The sequence below is a fragment of the Moritella sp. PE36 genome (assembly GCF_000170855.1).
In the GTDB taxonomy this organism is placed as follows: Bacteria; Pseudomonadota; Gammaproteobacteria; order Enterobacterales; family Moritellaceae; genus Moritella.
Window position 1 is genome coordinate 12,920 of sequence record NZ_ABCQ01000027.1, and the last position, 22,604, is coordinate 35,523.

Genomic DNA, 22,604 nt, shown 5'->3' on the forward strand with positions numbered 1-22,604 from the left:
TTTAACGTCAAAGTTATCGATGAAAAATAGTGTTTATAAGTAGGAGAAAGTATAGTTGACGATAGAGCTAAGAACAAAGAACGCGCTAATGCCGCCTATACCGAATAAACATAATCTAAGACTTCACGCTTCTTCGGCCCCTGAATGTGCCACTGCATCACCAGACTGTCGGCGTGTAATACAAATGAGGCATCATAATTATCTGCCGCGCATTGATGTGATTGACGCGTGACTAATTCACCCTGGCCATTTTCAATAATATCAAACAAAAATACCGGTTTATCCCAGCCAAAGCGCAAATGGGTTAAACGAATATGATCGCCTTCGAACTGCCACAAATATTGGTTATGCATCGACACTTTACGATCTGCTGTCATGTAATAATCGCCACGCTCGATAGTTTCGATAATCGCGCCGGATCCAGGCTCGTCCGATTTAATGTCATTAACACTGGCACGGCGTTTAATTAAGCCCTGCCCTTCACCCTGCCAACCAGTGACAGAGTCATTGTCGGCATTGACCTTGAAACTAAATCTGTTCAAACGATTCAGTAGGGTCCACAAGTTAGTCAATGTTTGCACTGTCATCTCCTTAAATACTATTTTTCACTGTTTTATCCATGTACTAAGTCCATTAATACCTATTTGTAATAGTCCTTGTCGAGATGGAAAAACTCCCGCACAATAGTCACATACGATTTATTCATAATCTGTTAATAGTTAGGACTCATATTCATGCAAACTTTAAAGTCTGGTGATAAAGCACCATCGTTTACTCTGCTCAATCAACATAATGAAAGCATTTCTCTTGATTCATTCGCAGGCAAAAAAGTCTTAGCTTATTTCTACCCAAAAGCAATGACGCCGGGTTGTACAACACAAGCCCAAAAACTACGTGATCATATCACAGCATTAACTGAGTTAAATGTAGTCGTAGTTGGCATCAGCCCTGATGAAGTGGAGCGCCTAACTAAATTCAGCGACCGTGATGAATTAAACTTTAGCCTACTTTCAGACCCTGACCATGCAGTTGCAGACGGGTTCGGCGTTTGGGGCCTAAAGAAATTCATGGGTAAGGAGTTTGATGGTATCCACCGTCTGTCTTTCTTAATCGATGAACTCGGTACTATTGAACACGTATTCACTTCAGCATCGCTAAAAGCAGTGCCGTTAGAAGGCGAATACAGCAAGTTTAAGACTAAAGAACATCACCAAGTAGTATTGGATTATTTAGCAGCTAAATAAGCGGTTAATTAGTTTTTATAAATTAGAAGAATAACAACACAAAGCCAATAACGTTTGAGTATTTAATTACTCAAAGTTGTTGGCTTTTTTCGTTTTAAAAAAGTATTTAGAGCCGGGGGGAGTTAAAGCAGATGAAACGTTTACTCCGAATCTATTAAAGGGAAAGGTTATTGCAAAAAAACCTCGAAAAATAGGTGGATAAAAACGGTCAAACGCCCTGTATTTATAGCATTAGATCGAGTTAGTAATATCACGCACAAAGTGCAGAAATACGACCGCAAAGAATAACTTGCAACGTTTACAACAAGTTCCCCGCGTCGGACCTGATTAACTAGATCAAATATCAAACTAAACCACTAAGAATCGACTAGTTATTGCGCAATAAATAGGCTGACCACCTTATTTTTGAGTATATTCAGCCATAAATTAAAATGATAAAGTCCCCAAAATAATTACCCTCACCCCTTTATTTTTTAATTATGAGAGACTTTCATATGTCCATAATATTCCAACGCTTAATAAAAAGTGCTGGCCTTATACTAATATTTTTTGCTGCAAATGCTTCGGCGTGGACCAATGGCCAGAATGCAACGTATGTAATAGGTCAGCCTGATTTTGTAACCGGTTCATCAGGAACAAGTGCCACCACGTTAAATAACCCGAGAGATGCTGCACTCGATATTATTAACCAGAAACTTTATATTGTGGATAAAGACAACAACCGCGTACTTCGTTTTGCATACCCGATAACCTCAAATCAGCCGGCAGCAGAGCTGGTTTTCGGCCAACCGGATTTCGTTTCTGGAAGTATTCCTGCGAGTGCCGGACAAAATACTTTTAATAATCCTTTCGCTATTACTGTTGATGCAACTGGACGTCTGTGGGTCTCGTCGGAAGACCATAGAGTCGTATGGTTTAATAACGCCCACATGATAAGTGCTAACCAACCAGATGCAGACGGAGTGCTAGGCCAGCCTGATTTTACTTCAAGTACATCCGGAGTCACACAAAATAACACGTTTCGCCCAATGGGCATTGATGTGGATGCCAATGGCGTACTTTATGTCTCCGATACTTTCAACCACCGAGTCTTATGGTTTAACAATGCCGCCGAAAAAGCGAATGGCGCAGATGCAGACGGTGTGCTGGGTCAGCCTGATTTTGTAACAAATACAGCTACAATCACCAAGTCCAGCATGAACAGACCCGTTGGTTTACGTGTCTTTGGGTCAACGCTGTTTGTTGGTGATCGATCCAATGGCCGCGTTTTGCGCTTTGATAATGCGGCTTTCAAAGCGAACGGTGCTGACGCAGATGCTGTTCTCGGACAGGCTGATTTCACAACCAACGTAGGTACAATCACCCAAAGTACTCTTGAATACCCAGGTAAAATGGCCATTGATGGCTCCGGAAAACTTTACGTCTCCGACGGATACAACGCAGATAGGGTAATTATTTTCGACAACGCTCTATCCAAGGCAGACGGGGCGGATGCAGATAATGTTATTGGTCAGTTTGACTTCACATCTTCGGGGAGTGATATTACCCAAAACCGCCTAAATATGGACTCCCATGGCGGCGGCCTTGCTTTGGACAGCAGCAGCAACACTCTGCTTGTAAGTGATGATAATAATAACCGTATTATGGTTTTTAAGTCCACAATTACAGGGCCAGAGTTTAACTTGAAAGCAGGAGCTAATTATCTTCCAAGTGGCAGCAGTGTTGATTTTGGAAAAGAACAATCAGATATAATATTCACTATCGAAAACCCAGGCAGTTTGGATCTTGTACTCGACGGCTCACCTAAAGCACATATAACAGGAACAAATGCTGATCAGTTTTTAGTAGTGACACAACCGACTTCACCCATAACAACGTTAAGCAACTCTACCTTTAAAGTCAGATATCAGCCAACCGTTCTTGGAGCAGCAACCGCAACCATAACGATTACGAATGATGATAGTGATGAAAGTTCTTTTATGCTAACGCTTTCTGGAAATGCAATTACAACAGTCGATATTGCTACTAATACTGATACTAATAATTCTATTTCTGGTGGTTCAATTGACTTTCGTTTCAGCTTGTTGATAGCAGTAGGACTGATGCTGCGAGTCTTGGGCCGACGTTATGTTAAACAAAACCAGGGTTAATCAGACTAAGAGAACTGAACAATCTAGAAATTAATAAGGATTACGCCACGCGTGACTTAAACAGTAATAATTGGCAGTGAATGCACTAATAGAAAAACAGCCATTACTTTGCAGTAATGGCTGTTTTTCTTTAGAAATGAATCTTTATTAAGTTGAAACTATTCGCAATTAAGCTTCTGCCAGAATAGCCTCTACGTTCATCTCTTTTTCTTCCTCTACTTTGTTAAAACCTTCATGCAGACGATAGTAACGTTTGTAGACAATGGCTTTTACGTCATTAAATAGTAATTAAAGCCGAGGGGAATTGAAGCACGTTAGTAGATGATGCACTTCTTACATAGTATGCGTTATGTGACTTTCACTTCTTAATTTGTGGCCAAATTAGCTCTGCCATTGCAGTTCTTTAGCCTTCTTAATATACATTTCCATTTGGATCACAAGCTGTTCAATTTCTTGCTGCCCATTTTCAGATTCCGCTAATTTATTTTCAAAATCACAAAGCATCAACTTGATGGCATTTACCATTTTTCACCTCACTATTTCACCCGCAAACAACGCGAATGAGAATTGTTGGCATTATGGTGTATGTCTAATTCGATTTCAATGCTTTATTTTAATTTTGAGATGCGAAACTGATTGAGCATTAAGCCAATAATGCGCAGAGCCAAACACTAAACAGTGTTATATAAAACAGTTCATTTAAAATAAAAATAAGGTAAATGTTGTCGGTATGGTTAACACAGAGATTTATGTCGAAGAATATATATAGGAATATCGGCTAATCAACCAGTCCATTACGCTTTAATCCGCGTCTAACATTTTTACACAATTTACCAACGCGGTTTAATTCATCAAAAGTCGGGGCAGTGCCCTGCTTAACTTGGTCTTCCCAATAACAAAGTTCAGAATCGACTAATTCTAATAATTTCTTCGGACAACCTTCACACGAATCACCACAAATACTCGATTCCGGGGCGTAGAAAGGAAAAACGCCGCGTACTTCTTCAATCAGATTTGTCATTGCGATAGAGAGATTAGGTTTTTGACTCATAATTTTTACTCATAAAGAGACCATCTAAGCACGACAAGAAAAGCGTCACTTGAGAATGGGATAGCTCTGGAGGCGGGATTATACAGCCCCACCCGACAATATAAATTGATATTGGTCATGGCGAGGTGATAAATTTAGCGGCCGCTATTTACCTAAGATCGCATGGGCGATATCTGCCAATGTCTTAATACAGCCCTGAATATCAACCTTAGGATCGCACGCACAGTTAATGCGAATGCAGTGATCAAACTTATTCGTGGCACTGCTGAGTTGCCCCGGTATCACGCCAATGCCCACCTCAATCGCTTTAAGATGCAGTTGGTGTCCATCAATCCCTTTGGGTAATACCACCCACAGAATACAGCCACCTTGTGGATTAGATACCTGCGTGCCTTCGGGGAAATATTGATGAATAAAGGATTGGATTTGATATAGCTGTTTAGCGATCTTCGCCGTCAATTGGCGAACATGGCGCTCATATTTACCACTGTTATAAAACTGCGCCACGACAATCTGCGAAAATTGAGGAGCACTGATATTGGTAAAGGTTTTAAAATAAGAAACTTCTTTGTAGTACGCACCGGGCGCGATCCAGCCGACCCGTAATCCAGAGGCGATGGTTTTCGATACCGACGAGCAATACAGCACCATGCCTTTTTTATCGAATGCCTTGCAGGGTTTTAAACGTGAGCCATCAAACGATAGATCACCTAACAAGTCATCTTCGATTAACGGGATATCGTTAGCCGATAATAACGCCACCAGCTGTTTACGGTTTACTTCCGGCATACACGATCCCAATGGATTACTGTAACTCGGTACTACTAATACCGCCGATATCTGCCACTGTTCTAACGCTAACTCTAATGCTTCGAGGCTCATTCCGGTGACCGGATGGCAAGGTATCTCCAGCGCCTTATAGCCTAATGATTCAATTAATTGCAGTGAACCAACAAAGCCCGGCGACTCCAAGGCAATGGTCGCGCCCGGTTTTGCTACCGCACGTAAGCACACCGACAAAGCCTCTAAACAACCATTGGTAACAATGACATCATCTGACGATACCTGACAACCCGACTCATTCATACGCTTCGCTAATACATCACGTAATACCGCATTACCGGCAGAAAACTGCACTTCGACAATATCCGCCATGTGATGCTTAATCACTTGATTGGCTATTTTTTGTAATGCCGGCGTCGGCATAAAATCACTCGACGGATACGAGGTGCCCATATTCACAACATCCGGCTCACCACACTGATGAAATATCTGACTGGCCAATTCGTGGATCTTCACCGACTTGGGTTTCATGGCGATACTCGGCAGCTCAATCGCAACGTCAGTACGGGTATTAAAACACACGTAATAACCCGATTTTGGCCGTGCCTCAATAAGGCCGACGATCTCAAGTTCTTCAACCGCTCTTTGAATGGTGGCAATGCTTACTTTGCGCTTTACCGACAAGGTTCTCAGCGAGGGTAATTTATCGCCTGGTAAATATACCCCCTGAGTTATAAGGTCGCGTAGATCGTCAGCTATTTGCTGATATAACAGTACTTTAGTCATTACTCTCGTCATTGATGTTGGCTACTTTTATGATTTCATTTAACGTATTGCATAGTCGACATGGCATAGACCAGTACAGTTTACACAATTACTCACCAGTACAGTGACAGATTAACATAACTGTACTGGTTTATTTATCGTTTTCTTGAATCTGTACTGCACATTTAATTAAGGTTAATCTTATATCAATTGAATAACACAGCACTAGGAAGTCGTAATGAACTCATCTTTAGCAATTGACCTGACACCAAAATATGTTTCACACCAGCCAGACCAACACGGGTACATCAATTATAGCGATGAGGAACACAATACTTGGGCGACGCTCTACAACCGTCAAACCGAGATTATTAAAGACCGTGCTTGTGATGAATTTATCGCCGGTATCGAGCTGCTACAAATGGGCGCCGACCGTATTCCACAACTGCCGGATATCAACCGTAAATTAAAAAAATTAACAGGCTGGCAAGTCGAAAACGTGCCTGCTTTAATTGGTTTTGAACGCTTTTTTGAATTGCTGGCGACCAAACGTTTTCCGGCAGCTACTTTCATTCGCACCAAAGCAGACATAGACTACATTCAAGAACCGGATATTTTTCATGAATTGTTTGGTCACTGCCCACTGCTTACCAATCAGGCTTACGCTGATTTTTCTCAGCATTACGGTGAATTGGGGTTAAAGGCCGACAAAGCCGATCGTCCTATGCTGGCACGTTTGTACTGGTTCACTATTGAGTTTGGTTTAATGCAAAGTCAGCAAGGTTTGAAGATCTTTGGTGGTGGTATTCTGTCATCGAAACAAGAAACTTGCTACAGCTTAGACAGCGACATTCCCAATCGCCAGCCACTGCAAGTGATAGAGGCATTTCGTACCCATTACCGTATTGATGAGTTACAAAAGAATTACTTTGTGATTAACCAGCTATCCGACTTACAACAGTTAATTAAGCTCGATTTAATTAGCTTGATTAAAGAAGCCAAAAAATTAGGCATGAAACCGTCAGCTTATGCACCAAAAGAAGATGCCGCTTGTTAGACTTTGATATTAAAGATGAACCTAACAAATTAGGCAGAATCTGTATTTAAACCCTTATTTAACCCTTTTATTTTAAAATTATAAAAAAGAGTAATAATCATGACAGAATTAAATTTACAAAGTTGCCAAGCATGTCGCGCCGATGCCCCACAAGTCAGCGACGCTGAATTAGCCGTATTAGTTAATCAGATCCCAGATTGGACGGTGGAAGTACGTGACAACATCATGCAATTAGAACGTGAATTTAAGTTTAAAAACTTTAAACAAGCGATCGCATTTACCAATCGAGTGGCTGATATGGCAGAAGTTGAAGGCCATCACCCTGCGCTATTAACTGAATGGGGCAAAGTAACGATCACCTGGTGGTCACACAGTATTAAAGGCTTACATAAGAATGATTTTGTGTGCGCGGCTAAAACCGACACATTACTGGCTGGCTAAATAAATAAACAAGCAAACAGCCCGTGACCTAAAGTAAAATTTAGATCCACGGGCTGTTTATATACCCGTCGCCTTTGAAGCTGCATGAGTGTTGGCTGCGTTCTCTCAGCCCAATCACATAGTAGAACTATGCTCAGGGACTTCGTTCGCTTGCCGCCTACATGCAACTTCAAGTGTCTTGGGTATAGTTTGGCTACTTTTGATGAAACCAGCTAATTAAACTTCCGCTGGTGTATCACCGCGTTTAGGCCAAGCGTTTAACACCGCTTTCACTAAGGTTGCTAATGGGATAGCGAAGAACACGCCCCAGAATCCCCACAGGCCACCAAACACTAATACCGACATAATGATCGCAACGGGGTGTAAGTTTACCGCTTCCGAGAATAATAGCGGTACTAATAAGTTACCATCGAGTGCTTGCACGATACCGTAAGCCACCATCATATAAGTGAATTCTGGCGTTAGTCCCCACTGGAATAAACCCACAACCATCACCGGAACAGTCACTGCCGCCGCGCCAATGTAAGGAATTAATACCGAGAAACCCACCAATACCGCTAGCAGTGCTGCATATTGTAAATCAGTAAAGAAGAATACTAACCAAGTACAGAAACCCACTATGATAATTTCAAATACTTTACCGCGAATATAATTGGCAATTTGGCCGTTCATTTCGGTCCATACTTCCATCGCCAGACGACGATTCTGCGGCAAAATACTGACCAAGGCTTTGACCAGAATAGTCTTGTCTTTCAGCATGAAAAACACTAATAACGGCACTAAGATTGAATAAATTAGGATCGCAGCAATATCAAATAAAGACGCAAAGGAAGCACTTAATATCATCTCGCCAGATTTAACCACATGATCTTGCACTGCCAGCGAGGCTGCTTTAATCAACTCGGCATTAAAAATATCCGGGTTTTCTTGTGGTAACATCAGCAAGAATTCTTGCCCTTGCTTGAGCATAGTCGGCATTGCTTTAACCAATGTTACCCCTTGATGCCAGACAGTCGGTATTAACCCTAACGTGAGCATCACCATCATGGTGACAAACAGCAGTAAAATAATCACTGTTGCCCAGGTTCTCGACAACCCTAAACGCATTAATCGTATTAATGGCCAATCCAGTAAATAAGCCAATACGATAGCCACTAAAAACGGTGTAATTAAGCTACCAGCGAAATAAATAACCGAAAAGCCGAATACTAATAGTAAGAATAAAGTGACTGCATGTGGGTCAGAAAAACGTTCCTGATACCAACGAGATACGACAGAGATCATAAATTGTGATTGCCTTAAGATTGAGTTTTTAGCTGGGTGAGAGATAAGTGCTGCGTTAGCTTTGTCACCTTAATACGTAACATTAATGGACTATTTTCTAATTCAACAACTGCTTGACCAAGACTGATTAAAAATTTAGGTATATCTTGACGAGAACCAGGATCGGTCAGTAATACGATAGTGTCGGTGCCGAGCTCAACTTGCTTTAACCATAGTTTTACTTTTATCAATGGTAAAGGACAAGTGAAGGTACTAAGGTCTAATTGCTGCATTGTATTTACCCGACTTGTTAAGCTAAGAGGCTAAATCAAATGCCCGACGAGAAATTTCGAGTCATTATCAACTGTTTTCAAGCGATACACAACTAGGTTACGGTTTGAATATGAACTAGATAGAGAACTTACTCGATAACTAAAATACAAAAAAGCGGTTAACCCGAAGATTAACCGCTTTTTGTATTCAACTATATTAGTTTAGCGAGACTGATTTAACTCAGCGATAACTAATTTTGCAATTAGAAGCTGTAACGAGCTGCTAGGTGGAAGTCGTTATCCGCGCCTTCAACACCGTTGATACGGTATTCGGCAATAGTACGTAAGCTCTTATTAAAGTCATAACGCACACCGAATACTAGGTCATCAACAGAGTCTGTTTTCGTTGATGACACTGTATCTTCGAGCTCTTGGAAGTTATATAGTACTTGTGCTCGTAATTGTTTAGTAATCTTGTATTCAACAGCTAGCTCATAAGCAGAGTGGTCTTCACCTTTGCCTTCAAATTCAGAGCCTTGCGCAAATGTTGCTGCAATGTTTACTGGACCAGCTTTGTAACTAGCACCCACTAAGAATAACGATGCATCATAGTCATCTGTCGGCGACTTTGCACTAAAACCAGCCGCTAAAGTTAGACCAAAATCAAGTTTGTAAGCCGCCGCTAAGCTGTATTCCGCATCGCTTTCAACATCACTTTGGTTATCATCAAGACGGTATGACGCATCTAACTGTAAACCAGAAAATTTGTTGCTGTATTTTAACGTGCTGTTATCACGACTTGTATTACCTAAGTTACCACCGTATGCATTAGTATAAGCAACATCCGTCAAATCTGACGCTATTGTAAGCGCATTGTATTGACGACCAAAACTGAATGCACCAACGTCACTATCAAGTCCAACGTAGGCTAAACGTGTTTTAGATTTAGGATCACTTTCACTATCTCTAAGATCGAACTGTAATTCATAACGAGCAAACGCTGATAGTGAATCAGAGATATCTGATTTCAGCTTAGCACCAAGACGAATATAAGCATCATTACCATATTCAGATGTTGGTACTTCACCAGCGCTAGTTTCGCTACCGAAGTCATGTCCCGCATAAGCACGGCCATACAAATCAACAGATTGACCATCGTCTTTATAAACTTCAACCGCGCCAACTGTTGATGCGAATAAGCTTGGTAATACCAGTGCAAGTAGTGATTTTTTCATTTTAGGTTCCATTCCATTAGGCAAATTAAAAAGATAAAGGTTAATAGCTGAGTAGATGCTTTAATTGGAATCAATACTAAAGGTGAAATATGACAAAGATGTGTGATAAATATGAACAAAAAATGTAAGATAAATGACAATTTTATGTCGCATTACAACAAACTAAGTCTTTCGACTGATTTATTTCTAGTTATTAAAGGTAAGGTAACCGCACCATGCAGCACAACAAACTCAAGTATTTCCTGATCATCTGTTCCATTTTAATGTTTACCAATATTCTCGTGGGCACGTTAGGTGCACATTTATGGCATTCCCAACTGGTATTACATAACGGGGTTGCTAACTTTGCGACGGCGCGAGACTACTTATTTATTCATACGTTAAGTGTGTTGTTTTTGGCTTTATTAGACAATAAATTTGCTGAAGGAAGTTTTAGCTGGGTCGCAGGTCTACAATTGGTGAGTATTATTACTTTCAGTGGCTCTTTGATACTTTATGCATTAACTGGTGAAAAATGGTTAAGCAACATCACGCCCTTCGGTGGCAGCGGTCTGATGTTGTCGTGGTTATTATTAGTTTGGCGTGCTTGCAAGATTAAATAATACTAGAGTTTAAATTACACTTTTCGATGTTATAAAAAACACAGGTACTCACTGAGTACCTGTGTTTTATCATTTGCGAATAACCAGACTGAACAGCGAATTCAGTCGTTAATAGTGGCGCTAATTAACGGATGCTAATGGTTTCAGAACCCTGTTTTTCTGAAGAGTAAGCGACATGCAGCTCATCATCAAAGTCCATCATTACATCACTGTCAACAGCGCTCACATTTACCACGGCTTTGCCTTTATTCCAACGTTGACTTATTCGATCGCCCAATACCAACATACAGGGCGTTAATACTAAGGTCAGTACCGTCGCAAAGGTTAATCCACCTGCCACAGCGGTTGCCAATTGTGACCACCATTGCGTTGATGGCGCGCCAAATGTGGTGGTGCGATCAACAATATCGATATTCATCTGCAATACCATCGGCATCAAGCCTAAGATGGTCGTCACAGTCGTCAGCATCACCGGACGTAAACGTTGCGCCCCGGTACGTAATACCGCTTCCACCGCAGTCAGTCCTTCTTGTTTAAGGACATTGTAAGTATCAATTAACACGATATTATTATTCACCACAATACCGGCTAACGAGATCACGCCAATGCCTGACATGACGATACCAAATGGTTCTTGAACTATCATCAAACCGAGGAATACCCCGACCGTAGAGAAGATCACCGCCGTTAAAATCAAAAATGCTTGATAGAAAGAGTTGAACTGCGTCACCAAAATGATCGCCATTACCGCTAATGCAATTAACAGCGCATTTTTCAAAAAATCAGCCGATTCTTTCTGGTTTTCATTTTGACCACGTAAGCGTATGGTCACACGCGGGTCCAGTTCTAAACCTTTCATTAATGCCATTAACTTCGGCAGTTGTTCATTTAGGTTATAACCCGGTAATAAATCTGCTTCAATTTTTAACGCTTGGCGGCCATCAACTTTACGCACCGAGTCTTTTTTCTGCTCAGCGGTCAGGGTCGAAAAGACACTTAATGGGACTTGCCCTACTGCCGTTTTTAAACGCAGGTCTTCTAACCGGCTGATATGACGGTATTGCTCAGAGAAACGTACGCGAATATCCATCTCGTCATCAACATCATCAGCACGATAACCACCAAGACGTAAACCGGTCGTCACAAACTGGACATTGTTACCCACTAACAAGGCATCAGCACCGTAACGGGCGGCAATACCGCGATCAACTTTGATCTGCCATTCAATACCAGGTTTTGCGCCATTATCGCTGACATTGGTAAAGATGCCCTGCGTCGCGACAAAGTCTCGAATGGTGGCCAGTGCGGGTTCTAATAACTCCGGATAACGCGAGCTTAATTCCAGCTGTAAATCTTTACCTTGCGGCGGACCACTCTCATCTTTACGGGCTTCGATTTCGATGCCAGCCAATGTCGACGTTTTCACTAAAATATTAGCAATGATCTCGTCGGCTTTACGGCGCTGCTGCCAATCCACTAAGTTAACCCGCAATGTACCTATCTGTTCGCCATTTTTATTATCCTTACCAGTCCGTGCATACAAGGTTTCAATCTCGGGCATACCCAGTAATTTGGCCTCGACTTGTTGCATTAACGTGTCTTGCTCGTAGATAGATAAATCACCTTGCGAGCGCACGATAATATTAAAACCTGGTGGTTCTACATTAGGGAAAAACTCAGAGCCTTGGCCATAAACGCCGTATGCTTTGATCACGGCAAAAGAAAATAACACCGCAGCCCCTAAACACCACCAAGGTTTTTTAATCGCACCATTAAGTACTTTAATATACCAACCCGTCATGCCCGGCATTTGAGTGACATCGCCCTTTTCTGCCATTTCTGTTTGTTTCTGCTCTAATGCGGATAGGTTACGGCGACGCCCCACAAGACCACCTAAGGTTGGCACGAAAATTAATGCCATGACCAAAGAGGCGCTCAGTGTAGTAATTAAGGTTAACGGTAAGAACTTCATGAACTCACCCATCATGCCCGGCCAGAACAATAACGGTGCAAACGCCGCTAATGTGGTGGCCGTAGAGGCAATAATCGGCCAAGCCATACGTTTCGCCGCCAGTTCGTAAGCTTCTTTATTACTACGGCCTTCGTTCATTTCACGATCAGCAAACTCGGTCACCACAATGGCACCATCCACCAGCATGCCCACCGCCATAATCAACGCAAACAGCACAACCGTGTTAATGGTATAACCCCACAAAGCCAGCATCAAAATACCCGCTAAGAATGAACCTGGGATAGCAATACCTACCAACAATGCACTACGTGCGCCGAGACTGCCGATGATCACAATAACCACCAGTATGACCGCTGACATGACGTTGTTTTGCAGATCGTTGAGCATATCTTTCACATCTTCAGAACTGTCGGCAGTAAAATCAACGTTGATCACCCCCTGCCAATAGGCACTTTCTTGGTTTACTAAGGCTTTTACTTTTTCAACTGTCTCGATGATGTTTTCACCTGGTCGTTTTTTCACTTCCAGTGATACCGCGGCTCGACCATCAATACGGGCAAACGACACGGGATCTTTGTAGGAGCGACGTACTTCAGCCACATCACCAAAGGTAATAACACGCGTGCCGTCGACTTTGACCGGTAAATCGAGTACGTCTTTTAACGAATCAAATACCGACGGTACTTTAACTGGAAAACGGCCTTGACCACTGTCTAACGTACCCGCGGCAACCAGCAAGTTATTACGCGAAATAAGGTTATAAATATCACTTTGATCGAGGTTATAGCTTTCCATTAATAATGGGTCGACTAAGATCTCAATCATGTCTTCACGATCACCACCCACGCTGACTTCCAGTACTTCAGTCAGCGCTTCGATTTTTTGTTTTAAGTCGCGCGATACCGTAATTAAGGCGCGTTCTGAAACATCACCCGACAAAATAACCGTCAGCGCTGGTTTCTGGGTTGCCATGCTGATCTCTTTGACCACAGGCTCTTCCGAATCATCCGGTAATTGTGCTTTAGCTAGGCTGACTTTTTCGCGCACACTGGCTAAGGCAATATTACTGTCAATACCGGCATGGAATTCCAGCTGGATTGACGCATGACCTTCACTGGCTGTCGAGACCATTTCTTTGAGACCATCAATGCCGCGAAGCTCTTGCTCTAACGGCCGTAATAACGCGCGTTCACCATCTTCTGGGGAAATGCCATGGTGATTAACCGACACATAAATAAACGGGATCGGCACATCCGGTTCCGCTTCTTTGGGAATATTAAGATAAGTCACACTGCCCGAAATTAAAATAAGCAGGAGCAGCATGATAACTGTGCGGCTATGACTTAACGCAGCAGAAATAATACCGTTCATTATTTCGTCCTCGTTAATACGGTGTCGACTCTGTCACCCGCGCGTACAAAGCCTTGGCCGACAGTGATCACTTCGGGATGCTTACCTAACCCCGTTAACCAAGAGCCCTGAGCATCAGCTTTAAGAATATCAATGGGAATAAATACCACATGTTTATCAACGACCGTTTTCACTCCAATAACGCCCTTTTCATCCAAGGCGAGAGTTGATGGTGATAACTTCACCGCCCACTCTTGACGTAATGGTATTGACAGCTCGGCACTGCCACCAGCCGACAAGCTTAAATCGGCATTATCAATCGCAACTTCAATACGGAAAGTATTGGTTGCCGCGTTGGCAACCCGTGAAATGTAGCGCACTTTCCCTTCAATTTCTTCGCCACTGACTAAGCGTACTTTGGCGACTTGTTGCAATTTCACTTTATTAATATCCTGCTCAGTCACATCCGCTTTGATGATCAACGGATTAATATCCGCGATAGTGGCAATCGGGTTACCTTTCGCTAAATAGTCGCCAACTTCTACATGGCGTTCATTCAAAATACCGGAAATAGGCGCGATAATGACGGTTTTTTCTAACTGTAATTTAATGGTGAAGACATTAGTTGAAGCATCCGTTAATGCGGTTGCCGCTTCAGCTAACCGCGCTTTACCTTGAAAACCTTGTGCCGCTAGCTTTTTCGCGCCTTCATATTCAATTTCACGTTGTTTATATAAGGTCTTAGCACGTAACAATAACTGCGGCAGGTCATTTTTTTCCATGCGCACTATGATGTCACCTTTATGAACAAAACTGCCGCGCTTGGCGAGCACTTCCGCGACTCGGCCTGCTATCTCAGCACCGAGGTTGGTTTCACGATCTGCTGCCGTGCGGCCATAAAGAGAAATTGAACGAGCAACTAACTGCGCCTCGAATAGTTCGGTTCGTACTTGTGGAATTGGTTTTTCGACAATGACATTGGCTTTATTGCTTGCAGTGCCATCAGCCTGTTCAGCACGCTCGCCACCGGTGCCACTTGCCATCCATAATACAAATGCGGCGGCGATCACTGATGCTTGAAATAATGGCTTCTTAACAATAGCCAGCGCTGTAAAGTTATTCATTATCATTCCTTTGAACATAATTGAGTAACTATAATGCAACATATTTAACCAGAGATAAACGCTAACAAGAAAAAAACAAGACGACCGGTCACAAACATTAAAAAATAAGCTATAAGCACTAATTTCTTTATAATCTGAGTTTAAATCTAAGACGGGATAACAAAATATGAGGGGAATAACGGCTATATATAAAAGTGATAGAAAATGCCGTACTTAACGACGGTTAAGTACGGAGCATCGTAATTTTTAATCAAGCAACGCTTAGATAGAGAAGCTTGAACCACAACCACATGTTGTAGTTGCGTTCGGGTTGTTTACCAAGAAGCGTGAACCTTCTAAGCCATCAATGTAATCAACCGTGCCATCAACTAAATATTGTAAACTCATAGAATCAACAACCATAGTCACGCCGTTCTTTTCGATAACAGTGTCACCAAAATTAATTTTTTCATCAAAAGTAAAACCATAAGAGAAACCAGAACAACCGCCACCAGTCACATACACGCGTAATTTCAGCGCCAGGTTTTCTTCTTCAGTGATCAATTCTTTCACTCTTGCTGCTGCCGCATCACTAAAATGAATAGGTAATACCATATCATCTGCATTTGCTTCCACAGCAACAGGTGTAACAGCTTGTTCAACAACTGCGTTATTGTTAGCCTGAGTTGCACCAACGTCTGTAAATAGTTCCATATTTGATCTCACTTAAACTCGATTTATACATTCAATTATCTAATACCTGACTAATTCAGTCAACTATCGTTTATCAGCACTCAACGCTGGTAGCACTAATGGCAGGAAATTACCCAGAGATCGAGTCACTGTTTTGTAATACTGCACTCCAAGCAAAATTCTGTTTTAACTTGATGCCCGAATTCCAACGATTACCCTTCACCTTGCCAATAAATTGCACCCGTTCCGGCACAAAACCCAGTGGGAATTTTATCGATGCTTCTATCGTTTGGAAGTAGCGGAATGAAAATTTGAGTTGTTGCTGTGTATCATCAACTAATTCATTCCAAGTGTATTCTGCAGGTTCTCCGGCTAGGCTACCATAGAAAACTAAATCCACAGTGGCTTTAATATGACGCTTTTTCTTTTGCACCTGCATTAATACGAGCTGCATAAAATAATAGTCTTCACTCACTTCCGGAATGAATGTGAGGCTTTCTAATTTAACACCATTAATCACGTCTTCTGGCGCCATTATGCGTTGATAAAAAACCAACTCGCGTTTTAGTTCGGTATTTTCATTAAATAAAATACGTTGCTGCTCAGTTAACTGCTCCACTAATATTTCGCTGGTTTGCAGTTCAGCTTCGATCTGGGCTTTAATTTTAGTTGTTTCTGCTAAACCAGTATTTAACCGTGAAATTTCATCATCTTTCATGACTATTTTTGCTGCTGACTCCATGCTTTTCAGGTAATAAAAACCATAACCCAATAATATAGCGAGCGCTAATAATACGATGTAACGTGGTTTAATAATCTTAAACATGTCGGCCTTTTGTCGTGAAGAAGCATAAAAATAAAGCGCTATTTTAACGATTCTGCCGATGAAAACAAAGACAAGTTAGATGCAAGTCGCTAAAAATGTAAAAAAACTACGTTTACACCACTTAACAGGTATAATAATGCCCTAAAATATTTCTTACTATTTCTTAAATATGTCGTCTCTGACAGTAGATAAAAGGATTGCAGATGTCTAAATCAAGCCAACTTTTCACGCAAGCTCAAGCAATTATTCCTGGTGGCGTTAACTCACCGGTGCGCGCATTCAATGGCGTGGGTGGTAGCCCACTCTTTATTCAACGTGCCGAAGGCGCGCGTATCTATGATGTAGATGACAATGCCTATATTGATTATGTTGGTTCATGGGGGCCAATGATCTTGGGTCATAACCACCCAGCAATCAAATCTGCAGTACTTGCTGCCGTTGAAAATGGTTTAAGTTTTGGTGCACCGACTGAAATCGAAGTGATCATGGCGAAAAAAGTACAAGCCATGGTGCCATCAATGGACCAAATTCGCATGGTTAGCTCTGGTACAGAAGCAACCATGAGTGCGATCCGTCTAGCGCGTGGTTACACTAATCGTGACAAGATCTTAAAATTTGAAGGTTGCTACCACGGCCATGCTGACTCACTATTGGTTAAAGCGGGTTCTGGTGCATTAACATTAGGTCAGCCAAGTTCTCCCGGTATCCCAGCTGATTTTGCTAAACTTACCCTGACAGCGACGTTCAATGATTTAGCATCAGTTGAATCACTATTTGCTGAATACCCAGAAGATATCTCTTGTATCATTGTCGAACCAGTGGCTGGCAACATGAACTGCATTCCACCACAAGACGGTTTCCTACAAGGGTTACGTACCATCTGTGACAAATACAATGCGGTACTTATCTTTGATGAAGTAATGACAGGTTTCCGTGTGGCAACAGGTTGTGCACAAGCTCTCTATCAAGTAAAACCAGACCTAACAACCTTAGGTAAAGTGATCGGTGGCGGTATGCCAGTTGGCGCGTTTGGCGGTAAACTAGAGATCATGCAACACATTGCCCCAACAGGTCCGGTATACCAAGCAGGTACATTGTCAGGCAACCCAATTGCCATGGCTGCAGGCCTAGCGGCATTAACCGAAATTGACAAACCAGAAGTGGCAGCACAATTAAGTGCCAGCACCAAGCAATTAGCAGAAGGCCTTAAAGCAGCAGCTGCACGCCAAAATATTGCACTGGCAGTAAACTATGTGGGCGGAATGTTTGGTTTCTTCTTTACCGACCAAGCTGAAGTAACTGGTTTTGCTGATGTCTGTAAGTGTGATACCGAACGTTTCAAGAAATTCTTCCACCTTATGTTAGCTGAAGGTGTTTATCTTGCACCGTCTGCATTTGAAGCGGGTTTCTTATCAACTGCACATACCAGTGCCGATATTGAAGCGACAATTGCAGCCGCTGAACGTTGTTTTGCTAAGTTAGCGTAACAATTTAAACCCTAAAAGTATGATAGAAGTACCATTTGTATCATTTTGTTAAGTCCTATTATTAGGGCTTTTTTGGGTCTTTTTTTTACCTCGTAAAAGTACCAGTCCAAAATAAGCTTAGCTACTTTAGTTAAAATCACATAAATAACCCATTTAACATGATTATTTAACTGCAAAATGTATAATGACCAGCAAAATTAACCGCATGCGAACGGTTTTATAAAAGTTAACATTAGCGCTAAACTTTTTTCCACACCGGCCGAAAGTATTAACAGTGAGTTAATAGCATTAGGATTTGATGGATAATTGTCTAATACTTATTAACTAAGAACGCTTGCTGTTACTGTTGCGCGATTAAATTACATAAATGAACATGGACTCATTATGAAAAAACAACTACTTGCACTAACTCTTCTGACTGGTCTTTCAAACAACGTAATGGCTGATACCATAGGCACCTATTTTGGTGCTGATGTATGGCAATCAGGTGTTGATGGAAGCATTAAATACAACAATAATGCTGCTATTACTAATTATGAAGATACTTACAACTACCGTATCTACGCTAAATTTGAACACCCAATTCCATTAATTCCAAATGCGGCACTTAGTCTTTCTAATATTGACGTTGAAGGCTCTTCAGCAGGTGAAAACATCAACCTGAAAACGGTTGATTTCACCCTGTATTATGAATTCTTAGACAATGACATTATATCACTTGATGCGGGTGTAACATGGCGTCAACTGAACGGTACTTTCAAAGATGGTTCTACGGATGTGTCATTCTCAGGCCCCTTACCTATGGGTTATGTTTATGGTGAAGTTGGCTTACCTCTGTTCCCACTTAAAGCCTTTGCGATGGTCAATGCCATTGGTATCACAGGTGATGTATACGGCGATGCTGAAATCGGTCTGGCGTTCATGCTAAACCCTGGTTACGTACTAGATTGGTCTATCCGTGCTGGCTACCGTATTCAACAACTTGATTTCAAAGTTGATGACGTGAAAGCAGATGCAACCATTGACGGTGTATTCGTTGGTTTAGAAGGTCACTTCTAAATAGCACTAACAACACTGCAAAACTTAATAACTAACGACGGCGAGCTATTCGCTCTAACTAAACGAAATCAAGTTAGAGATAGCTCACCTTTTTTTATTATTGGTCAATATCAAACACAAATAGTATTCGTATTAAGTAGCGTTAACACCCATTGCTTTAAGTGCTTTTTTGAAGTTATCGGCACGATCTTTTAAACCATCAACAGGATCTAATACGCCATCTGGCTTCAGACATTTATCATCTGGGCAACCACGGTTCACTATACCTGAAGTGTCATTAATGAACTTATCACCGACTAGGCCACCATCGACATAAGCTTTAAGCTCTGTGAAGTAATTCCAGTCCTCATAAGGACCCCCAACATTACTGTAACCTTGAACTTCATTCATCCAGAAAAAGATACCTGCAATCCATTTAAGTTCACCGTGCTCAGTTGAACTACAAATTAATTCTGGCTCAGAACAAAGGTCAAGATCTGCATACAGTGGGTTTTCTGGCGCTGCATCTACCTGAATGCCCTGAATAACTTTGCCAATATTATCTGCGTCAACATGGCTTCGACCAATAAAGTGATTTAGTTTGCCAAAGTTCAAACGACCTGTTGTTTGAATAACACCACGTCCCCACCAGCCACAACCTTCGACTGATTTTCCTGCTATACCATTCCAAACAAAACCACCCGCCTTTTGGCCTGGATATGTTTCACATTTTTCACGATCGTAAACTTGTTTATTCTCCTCAATAGGACCAGCTTCGGCTGTATTACACCAAGAGCTCGTTTCCCAGTAACCTACATTACCGTTCACTAACAGACCTTTTTCTGCTAATACCGCATCGGGCGCTGCAAATAGAGGCCCTGGAGCACCATACCAAGTTGCATTCGTTAATGCAGATACTTCCATTTTACTATTACGAGGACAAGAATATGGATTATCGTTACCTAAAGAATCTTCACCGTAGCTGGCATAGTCTTGCTGTAGCTGGCCACAAGAAGCTGTCATAGGATAATCTATAGGCTCGCCAGTATTGATTGACCAGTTGTTTTCGTCACATACGTTGTATTTGATTGTCTCTTTCATGCTCTGAGCAAGAAAAGCGGCAATGGCTACTTTTGCATATAAGATATTGGTTGCATCATCTATAGCTGGATCCATTAACCAGAATTTCACGTCTGCAACGCCCACATTATGCATTGGGCTCAGTGCTGCTAAGAAATCAGCCCACTTATAAACGGTAGAGGGGATGTAAGAGCCATTTGCTTGAAGAGAAAGGAATACTTCATTATCCATTTGATTTTCAGCGGCGGCTAAATCTTGATTTAACTGTGCAATAGTAGTTATTTGATTCGAAGTCTCATCGCCAGTACCTGAAAAATAAAGTGGTATCTTAGCTTTGTCTTGGTAGTTAACCACTTTATCTTGCAACCAGTTACTGCCTGTCACACTGACAGATGATTCGCCCCCCCATTGAATTGCAAATACATTGCTGTATGCCGCATGACGAAGACGGCTAGTAACCCAATCATAATCTTTAGCGGGTTGTAGGACAGAGCCAGCGCTACTTGTACCATACACGGTAGTATCTAACGCTTGGCTTGTTACATCTAAACGGATATTATCGACTGAATTTGAAATGTCTTTGTCGCCCATAAAATAACTACCTGCAGCAGACACTTGAGTGAGTGGTATTGCATCGGCTTTGCTCGGCAGGTGACCACCAGGAATTTGCCATAACATTGCAGGTTTATCTAAGAAATCAGTGACTTGTTTTACGTAGGTTAAATAGGTATCCCATTGTTTTGCACCATAGACCTCATTGCCAAGACCTGCTGCAGAGAATGCATCATCTTCTGCTTTATCAAATGCTAAAAAATCCGGTTGAAGCACATTTGTTTTATATGCTTGAATTGACAAAATAAATGCGGTTGCATCATTTGAAGCTTTACTCCAAACCGACCCCAAGCCCGAGTGAGTAGCGTGCACATCAGCACCATCAATACGCGGAGCAACCCAACCAAATGCGATATCAGGACTGAAGCGTTTCATGATAAAGTTTTGCGATTGCACCCAGCCAATAATATTATTCTCAATTAAGCTATCGACTTCCGTTTGTAAGGCCGTTAAGTCATAAAGTTGACTCAGTGCACTGGTAACGCCGTCTACATCTTTCACTTGATAAGAGGTTTCTTTGCTAATTGCTTCTTTTAATGCTTTTTTAATTTCAATAACAGTCCAAGTATTTTGCTGACCATATGTAGTTGCAAACTCAGGTGATTGCCAACTTTCTAATAAACCTGCATTTAATACAACAGAAGCTGGATTAGCATGAGAAACATCTTTGCTTTGTTGCATTGTTGCGCTAGCACGGATCATGTTTTGGAAATTGATAACTAAATTTTCGTAGTGAACAATGTCATCAGCAGCAACACCATCATTGGTATCAACGGTATTAAGTCCGATTGTGGGTAATACTACATTTGTGCTGCCAGCTTCGATATCACGTGCTTGTTTAATAAGGTGAGTGATTACCGTAGGCTCAATAAGCATATCTCGACCGCTTGCTTGCGTTGCAAAGATTGAATTAACTTGCGTTGCTGCTAGCTGGGTATTCATCGCTGGAGTCGTATCAGAGATCGTCCCCATTGCTAATGTACTTGGCCAGCCTTTTACTTTCAGTGACACCGGATTGGCACGCTTTGGCATCACAAGTGCTACCGTAGGTGTTGGGTCTGGATCAACTCCAGGACCTGTTCCGGGCCCCGTTCCTTCACAACTCCCCTGCTTTTGCCAATTAGCCCAAGTCGGGGCGTCGGGGTCGGGAACATCCGTTCCTGTTGCCCAATATTTATTTATGTATACGAGACCATCTTTTTGTACTTGAGTGTCTTTCTTTTCATAGGTTGTTTGCGGATCCCACAGAGCAATGTCCGTACAATCAAACGTATTTGCTTGTGCGTTAAATGTTATTAAACATGCAGCTGTTAGACTGCTCAGAGCAAATGCTTTTCTCACTAACTTAGTTCTATTTATACTCATTACGCTTATCCTTAAACGATCATTAAGTGGTTGTTATAAATATCAAAATATATTGTAGTAAGTTAATAACGCTAAAATAGTGATCCGTGTTGCGTGTTTAATGCTTGGTAAAACTTAGTGATTTCTTTGTGATCCCTCGCTATTCTTTATCTTATTTTACAGAGTAAAATAAGACTTTATGGTTAATTATCGATATTTAAGGCTTTAATTTATGA

General features: G+C 41.7%; 19 protein-coding genes. 7 read left to right on the top strand and 12 right to left on the bottom strand.

Annotation, left to right across the window (positions count from 1 at the left end; genetic code table 11):
* Nucleotides 1-95: 95 nt before the first annotated feature.
* On the bottom strand, nt 96-587 hold the full coding sequence (locus PE36_RS14590; RefSeq protein WP_006032806.1) for a DUF6314 family protein: 492 nt from the start codon (nt 585-587) through the stop codon (nt 96-98).
* Nucleotides 588-734: 147 nt separating this feature from the next.
* Between PE36_RS14590 and bcp the strand changes: the two genes are divergently transcribed.
* Together bcp and PE36_RS14600 are read left to right on the top strand one after the other, a co-directional pair.
* The gene (gene bcp / locus PE36_RS14595; protein ID WP_006032807.1) at nt 735-1,244 is read left to right on the top strand and encodes a thioredoxin-dependent thiol peroxidase; all 510 of its coding nucleotides are present in this window, start codon (nt 735-737) and stop codon (nt 1,242-1,244) included.
* A gap of 494 nt (nt 1,245-1,738) precedes the next feature.
* A complete protein-coding gene (locus PE36_RS14600) occupies nt 1,739-3,394 on the top strand; it encodes a hypothetical protein (protein ID WP_043994565.1) in 1,656 nt (551 codons plus the stop codon).
* Nucleotides 3,395-3,775: 381 nt separating this feature from the next.
* Here PE36_RS14600 and PE36_RS24420 read toward each other — a convergent pair whose 3' ends face one another.
* The 3 genes from PE36_RS24420 to PE36_RS14610 all read right to left on the bottom strand — a co-directional run bounded on the left by PE36_RS24420 (nt 3,776) and on the right by PE36_RS14610 (nt 6,026).
* The gene (locus PE36_RS24420) at nt 3,776-3,919 is read right to left on the bottom strand and encodes a hypothetical protein (RefSeq protein ID WP_006032810.1); all 144 of its coding nucleotides are present in this window, start codon (nt 3,917-3,919) and stop codon (nt 3,776-3,778) included.
* A 253-nt stretch (nt 3,920-4,172) separates the two neighbouring features.
* On the bottom strand, nt 4,173-4,445 hold the full coding sequence (locus PE36_RS14605) for a hypothetical protein (RefSeq protein WP_006032811.1): 273 nt from the start codon (nt 4,443-4,445) through the stop codon (nt 4,173-4,175).
* Nucleotides 4,446-4,589: 144 nt separating this feature from the next.
* Nucleotides 4,590-6,026, bottom strand: coding sequence for a PLP-dependent aminotransferase family protein (locus tag PE36_RS14610; protein WP_043994567.1), 1,437 nt, complete (start codon nt 6,024-6,026; stop codon nt 4,590-4,592).
* 205 nt (nt 6,027-6,231) lie between these two features.
* Between PE36_RS14610 and phhA the strand changes: the two genes are divergently transcribed.
* Nucleotides 6,232-7,050 carry a phenylalanine 4-monooxygenase gene (gene phhA / locus PE36_RS14615; RefSeq protein ID WP_006032813.1) on the top strand — a complete coding sequence of 273 codons (819 nt, stop codon included), beginning with the start codon at nt 6,232-6,234 and terminating at the stop codon, nt 7,048-7,050.
* Between the two features lie 99 nt (nt 7,051-7,149).
* The gene (locus PE36_RS14620; RefSeq protein WP_006032814.1) at nt 7,150-7,491 is read left to right on the top strand and encodes a 4a-hydroxytetrahydrobiopterin dehydratase; all 342 of its coding nucleotides are present in this window, start codon (nt 7,150-7,152) and stop codon (nt 7,489-7,491) included.
* A gap of 216 nt (nt 7,492-7,707) precedes the next feature.
* Here PE36_RS14620 and PE36_RS14625 read toward each other — a convergent pair whose 3' ends face one another.
* The 3 genes from PE36_RS14625 to PE36_RS14635 all read right to left on the bottom strand — a co-directional run bounded on the left by PE36_RS14625 (nt 7,708) and on the right by PE36_RS14635 (nt 10,261).
* Nucleotides 7,708-8,775 carry an AI-2E family transporter gene (locus tag PE36_RS14625; RefSeq protein WP_006032815.1) on the bottom strand — a complete coding sequence of 356 codons (1,068 nt, stop codon included), beginning with the start codon at nt 8,773-8,775 and terminating at the stop codon, nt 7,708-7,710.
* A 14-nt stretch (nt 8,776-8,789) separates the two neighbouring features.
* A complete protein-coding gene (locus PE36_RS14630; protein WP_006032816.1) occupies nt 8,790-9,047 on the bottom strand; it encodes a sulfurtransferase TusA family protein in 258 nt (85 codons plus the stop codon).
* Between the two features lie 242 nt (nt 9,048-9,289).
* Nucleotides 9,290-10,261: a porin gene (locus PE36_RS14635; RefSeq protein WP_043994569.1), complete on the bottom strand. Its 972-nt coding sequence runs from the start codon at nt 10,259-10,261 to the stop codon at nt 9,290-9,292.
* Between the two features lie 215 nt (nt 10,262-10,476).
* Here PE36_RS14635 and PE36_RS14640 point away from each other — a divergent pair, with 215 nt between their 5' ends.
* Nucleotides 10,477-10,863, top strand: a complete 387-nt coding sequence (locus tag PE36_RS14640; RefSeq protein ID WP_043994570.1) for a DUF423 domain-containing protein — start codon at nt 10,477-10,479, stop codon at nt 10,861-10,863.
* Nucleotides 10,864-10,987: 124 nt separating this feature from the next.
* Here PE36_RS14640 and PE36_RS14645 read toward each other — a convergent pair whose 3' ends face one another.
* The 4 genes from PE36_RS14645 to PE36_RS14660 form a co-directional block, all read right to left on the bottom strand.
* On the bottom strand, nt 10,988-14,206 hold the full coding sequence (locus PE36_RS14645) for an efflux RND transporter permease subunit (RefSeq protein ID WP_006032819.1): 3,219 nt from the start codon (nt 14,204-14,206) through the stop codon (nt 10,988-10,990).
* On the bottom strand, nt 14,206-15,309 hold the full coding sequence (locus PE36_RS14650) for an efflux RND transporter periplasmic adaptor subunit (protein WP_006032820.1): 1,104 nt from the start codon (nt 15,307-15,309) through the stop codon (nt 14,206-14,208). Before PE36_RS14650 ends, PE36_RS14645 begins: the two co-directional genes overlap by 1 nt.
* 261 nt (nt 15,310-15,570) lie before the next feature.
* Nucleotides 15,571-15,903 (bottom strand): iron-sulfur cluster insertion protein ErpA, encoded by a 333-nt coding sequence (erpA, locus tag PE36_RS14655; RefSeq protein WP_085983555.1) that lies wholly within the window; start codon nt 15,901-15,903, stop codon nt 15,571-15,573.
* A 208-nt stretch (nt 15,904-16,111) separates the two neighbouring features.
* Nucleotides 16,112-16,807 carry a DUF6776 family protein gene (locus tag PE36_RS14660; protein WP_006032822.1) on the bottom strand — a complete coding sequence of 232 codons (696 nt, stop codon included), beginning with the start codon at nt 16,805-16,807 and terminating at the stop codon, nt 16,112-16,114.
* A gap of 203 nt (nt 16,808-17,010) precedes the next feature.
* Here PE36_RS14660 and hemL point away from each other — a divergent pair, with 203 nt between their 5' ends.
* Both hemL and PE36_RS14670 read left to right on the top strand, forming a co-directional pair.
* Complete coding sequence (hemL, locus tag PE36_RS14665; RefSeq protein ID WP_006032823.1) at nt 17,011-18,294, top strand: glutamate-1-semialdehyde 2,1-aminomutase; 1,284 nt, start codon at nt 17,011-17,013, stop codon at nt 18,292-18,294.
* 384 nt (nt 18,295-18,678) lie between these two features.
* Nucleotides 18,679-19,353: a TIGR04219 family outer membrane beta-barrel protein gene (locus tag PE36_RS14670; RefSeq protein ID WP_006032824.1), complete on the top strand. Its 675-nt coding sequence runs from the start codon at nt 18,679-18,681 to the stop codon at nt 19,351-19,353.
* 132 nt (nt 19,354-19,485) lie between these two features.
* Here PE36_RS14670 and PE36_RS14675 read toward each other — a convergent pair whose 3' ends face one another.
* Nucleotides 19,486-22,389 carry a hypothetical protein gene (locus tag PE36_RS14675; RefSeq protein WP_006032825.1) on the bottom strand — a complete coding sequence of 968 codons (2,904 nt, stop codon included), beginning with the start codon at nt 22,387-22,389 and terminating at the stop codon, nt 19,486-19,488.
* Between the last annotated feature and the right edge of the window lie 215 nt (nt 22,390-22,604).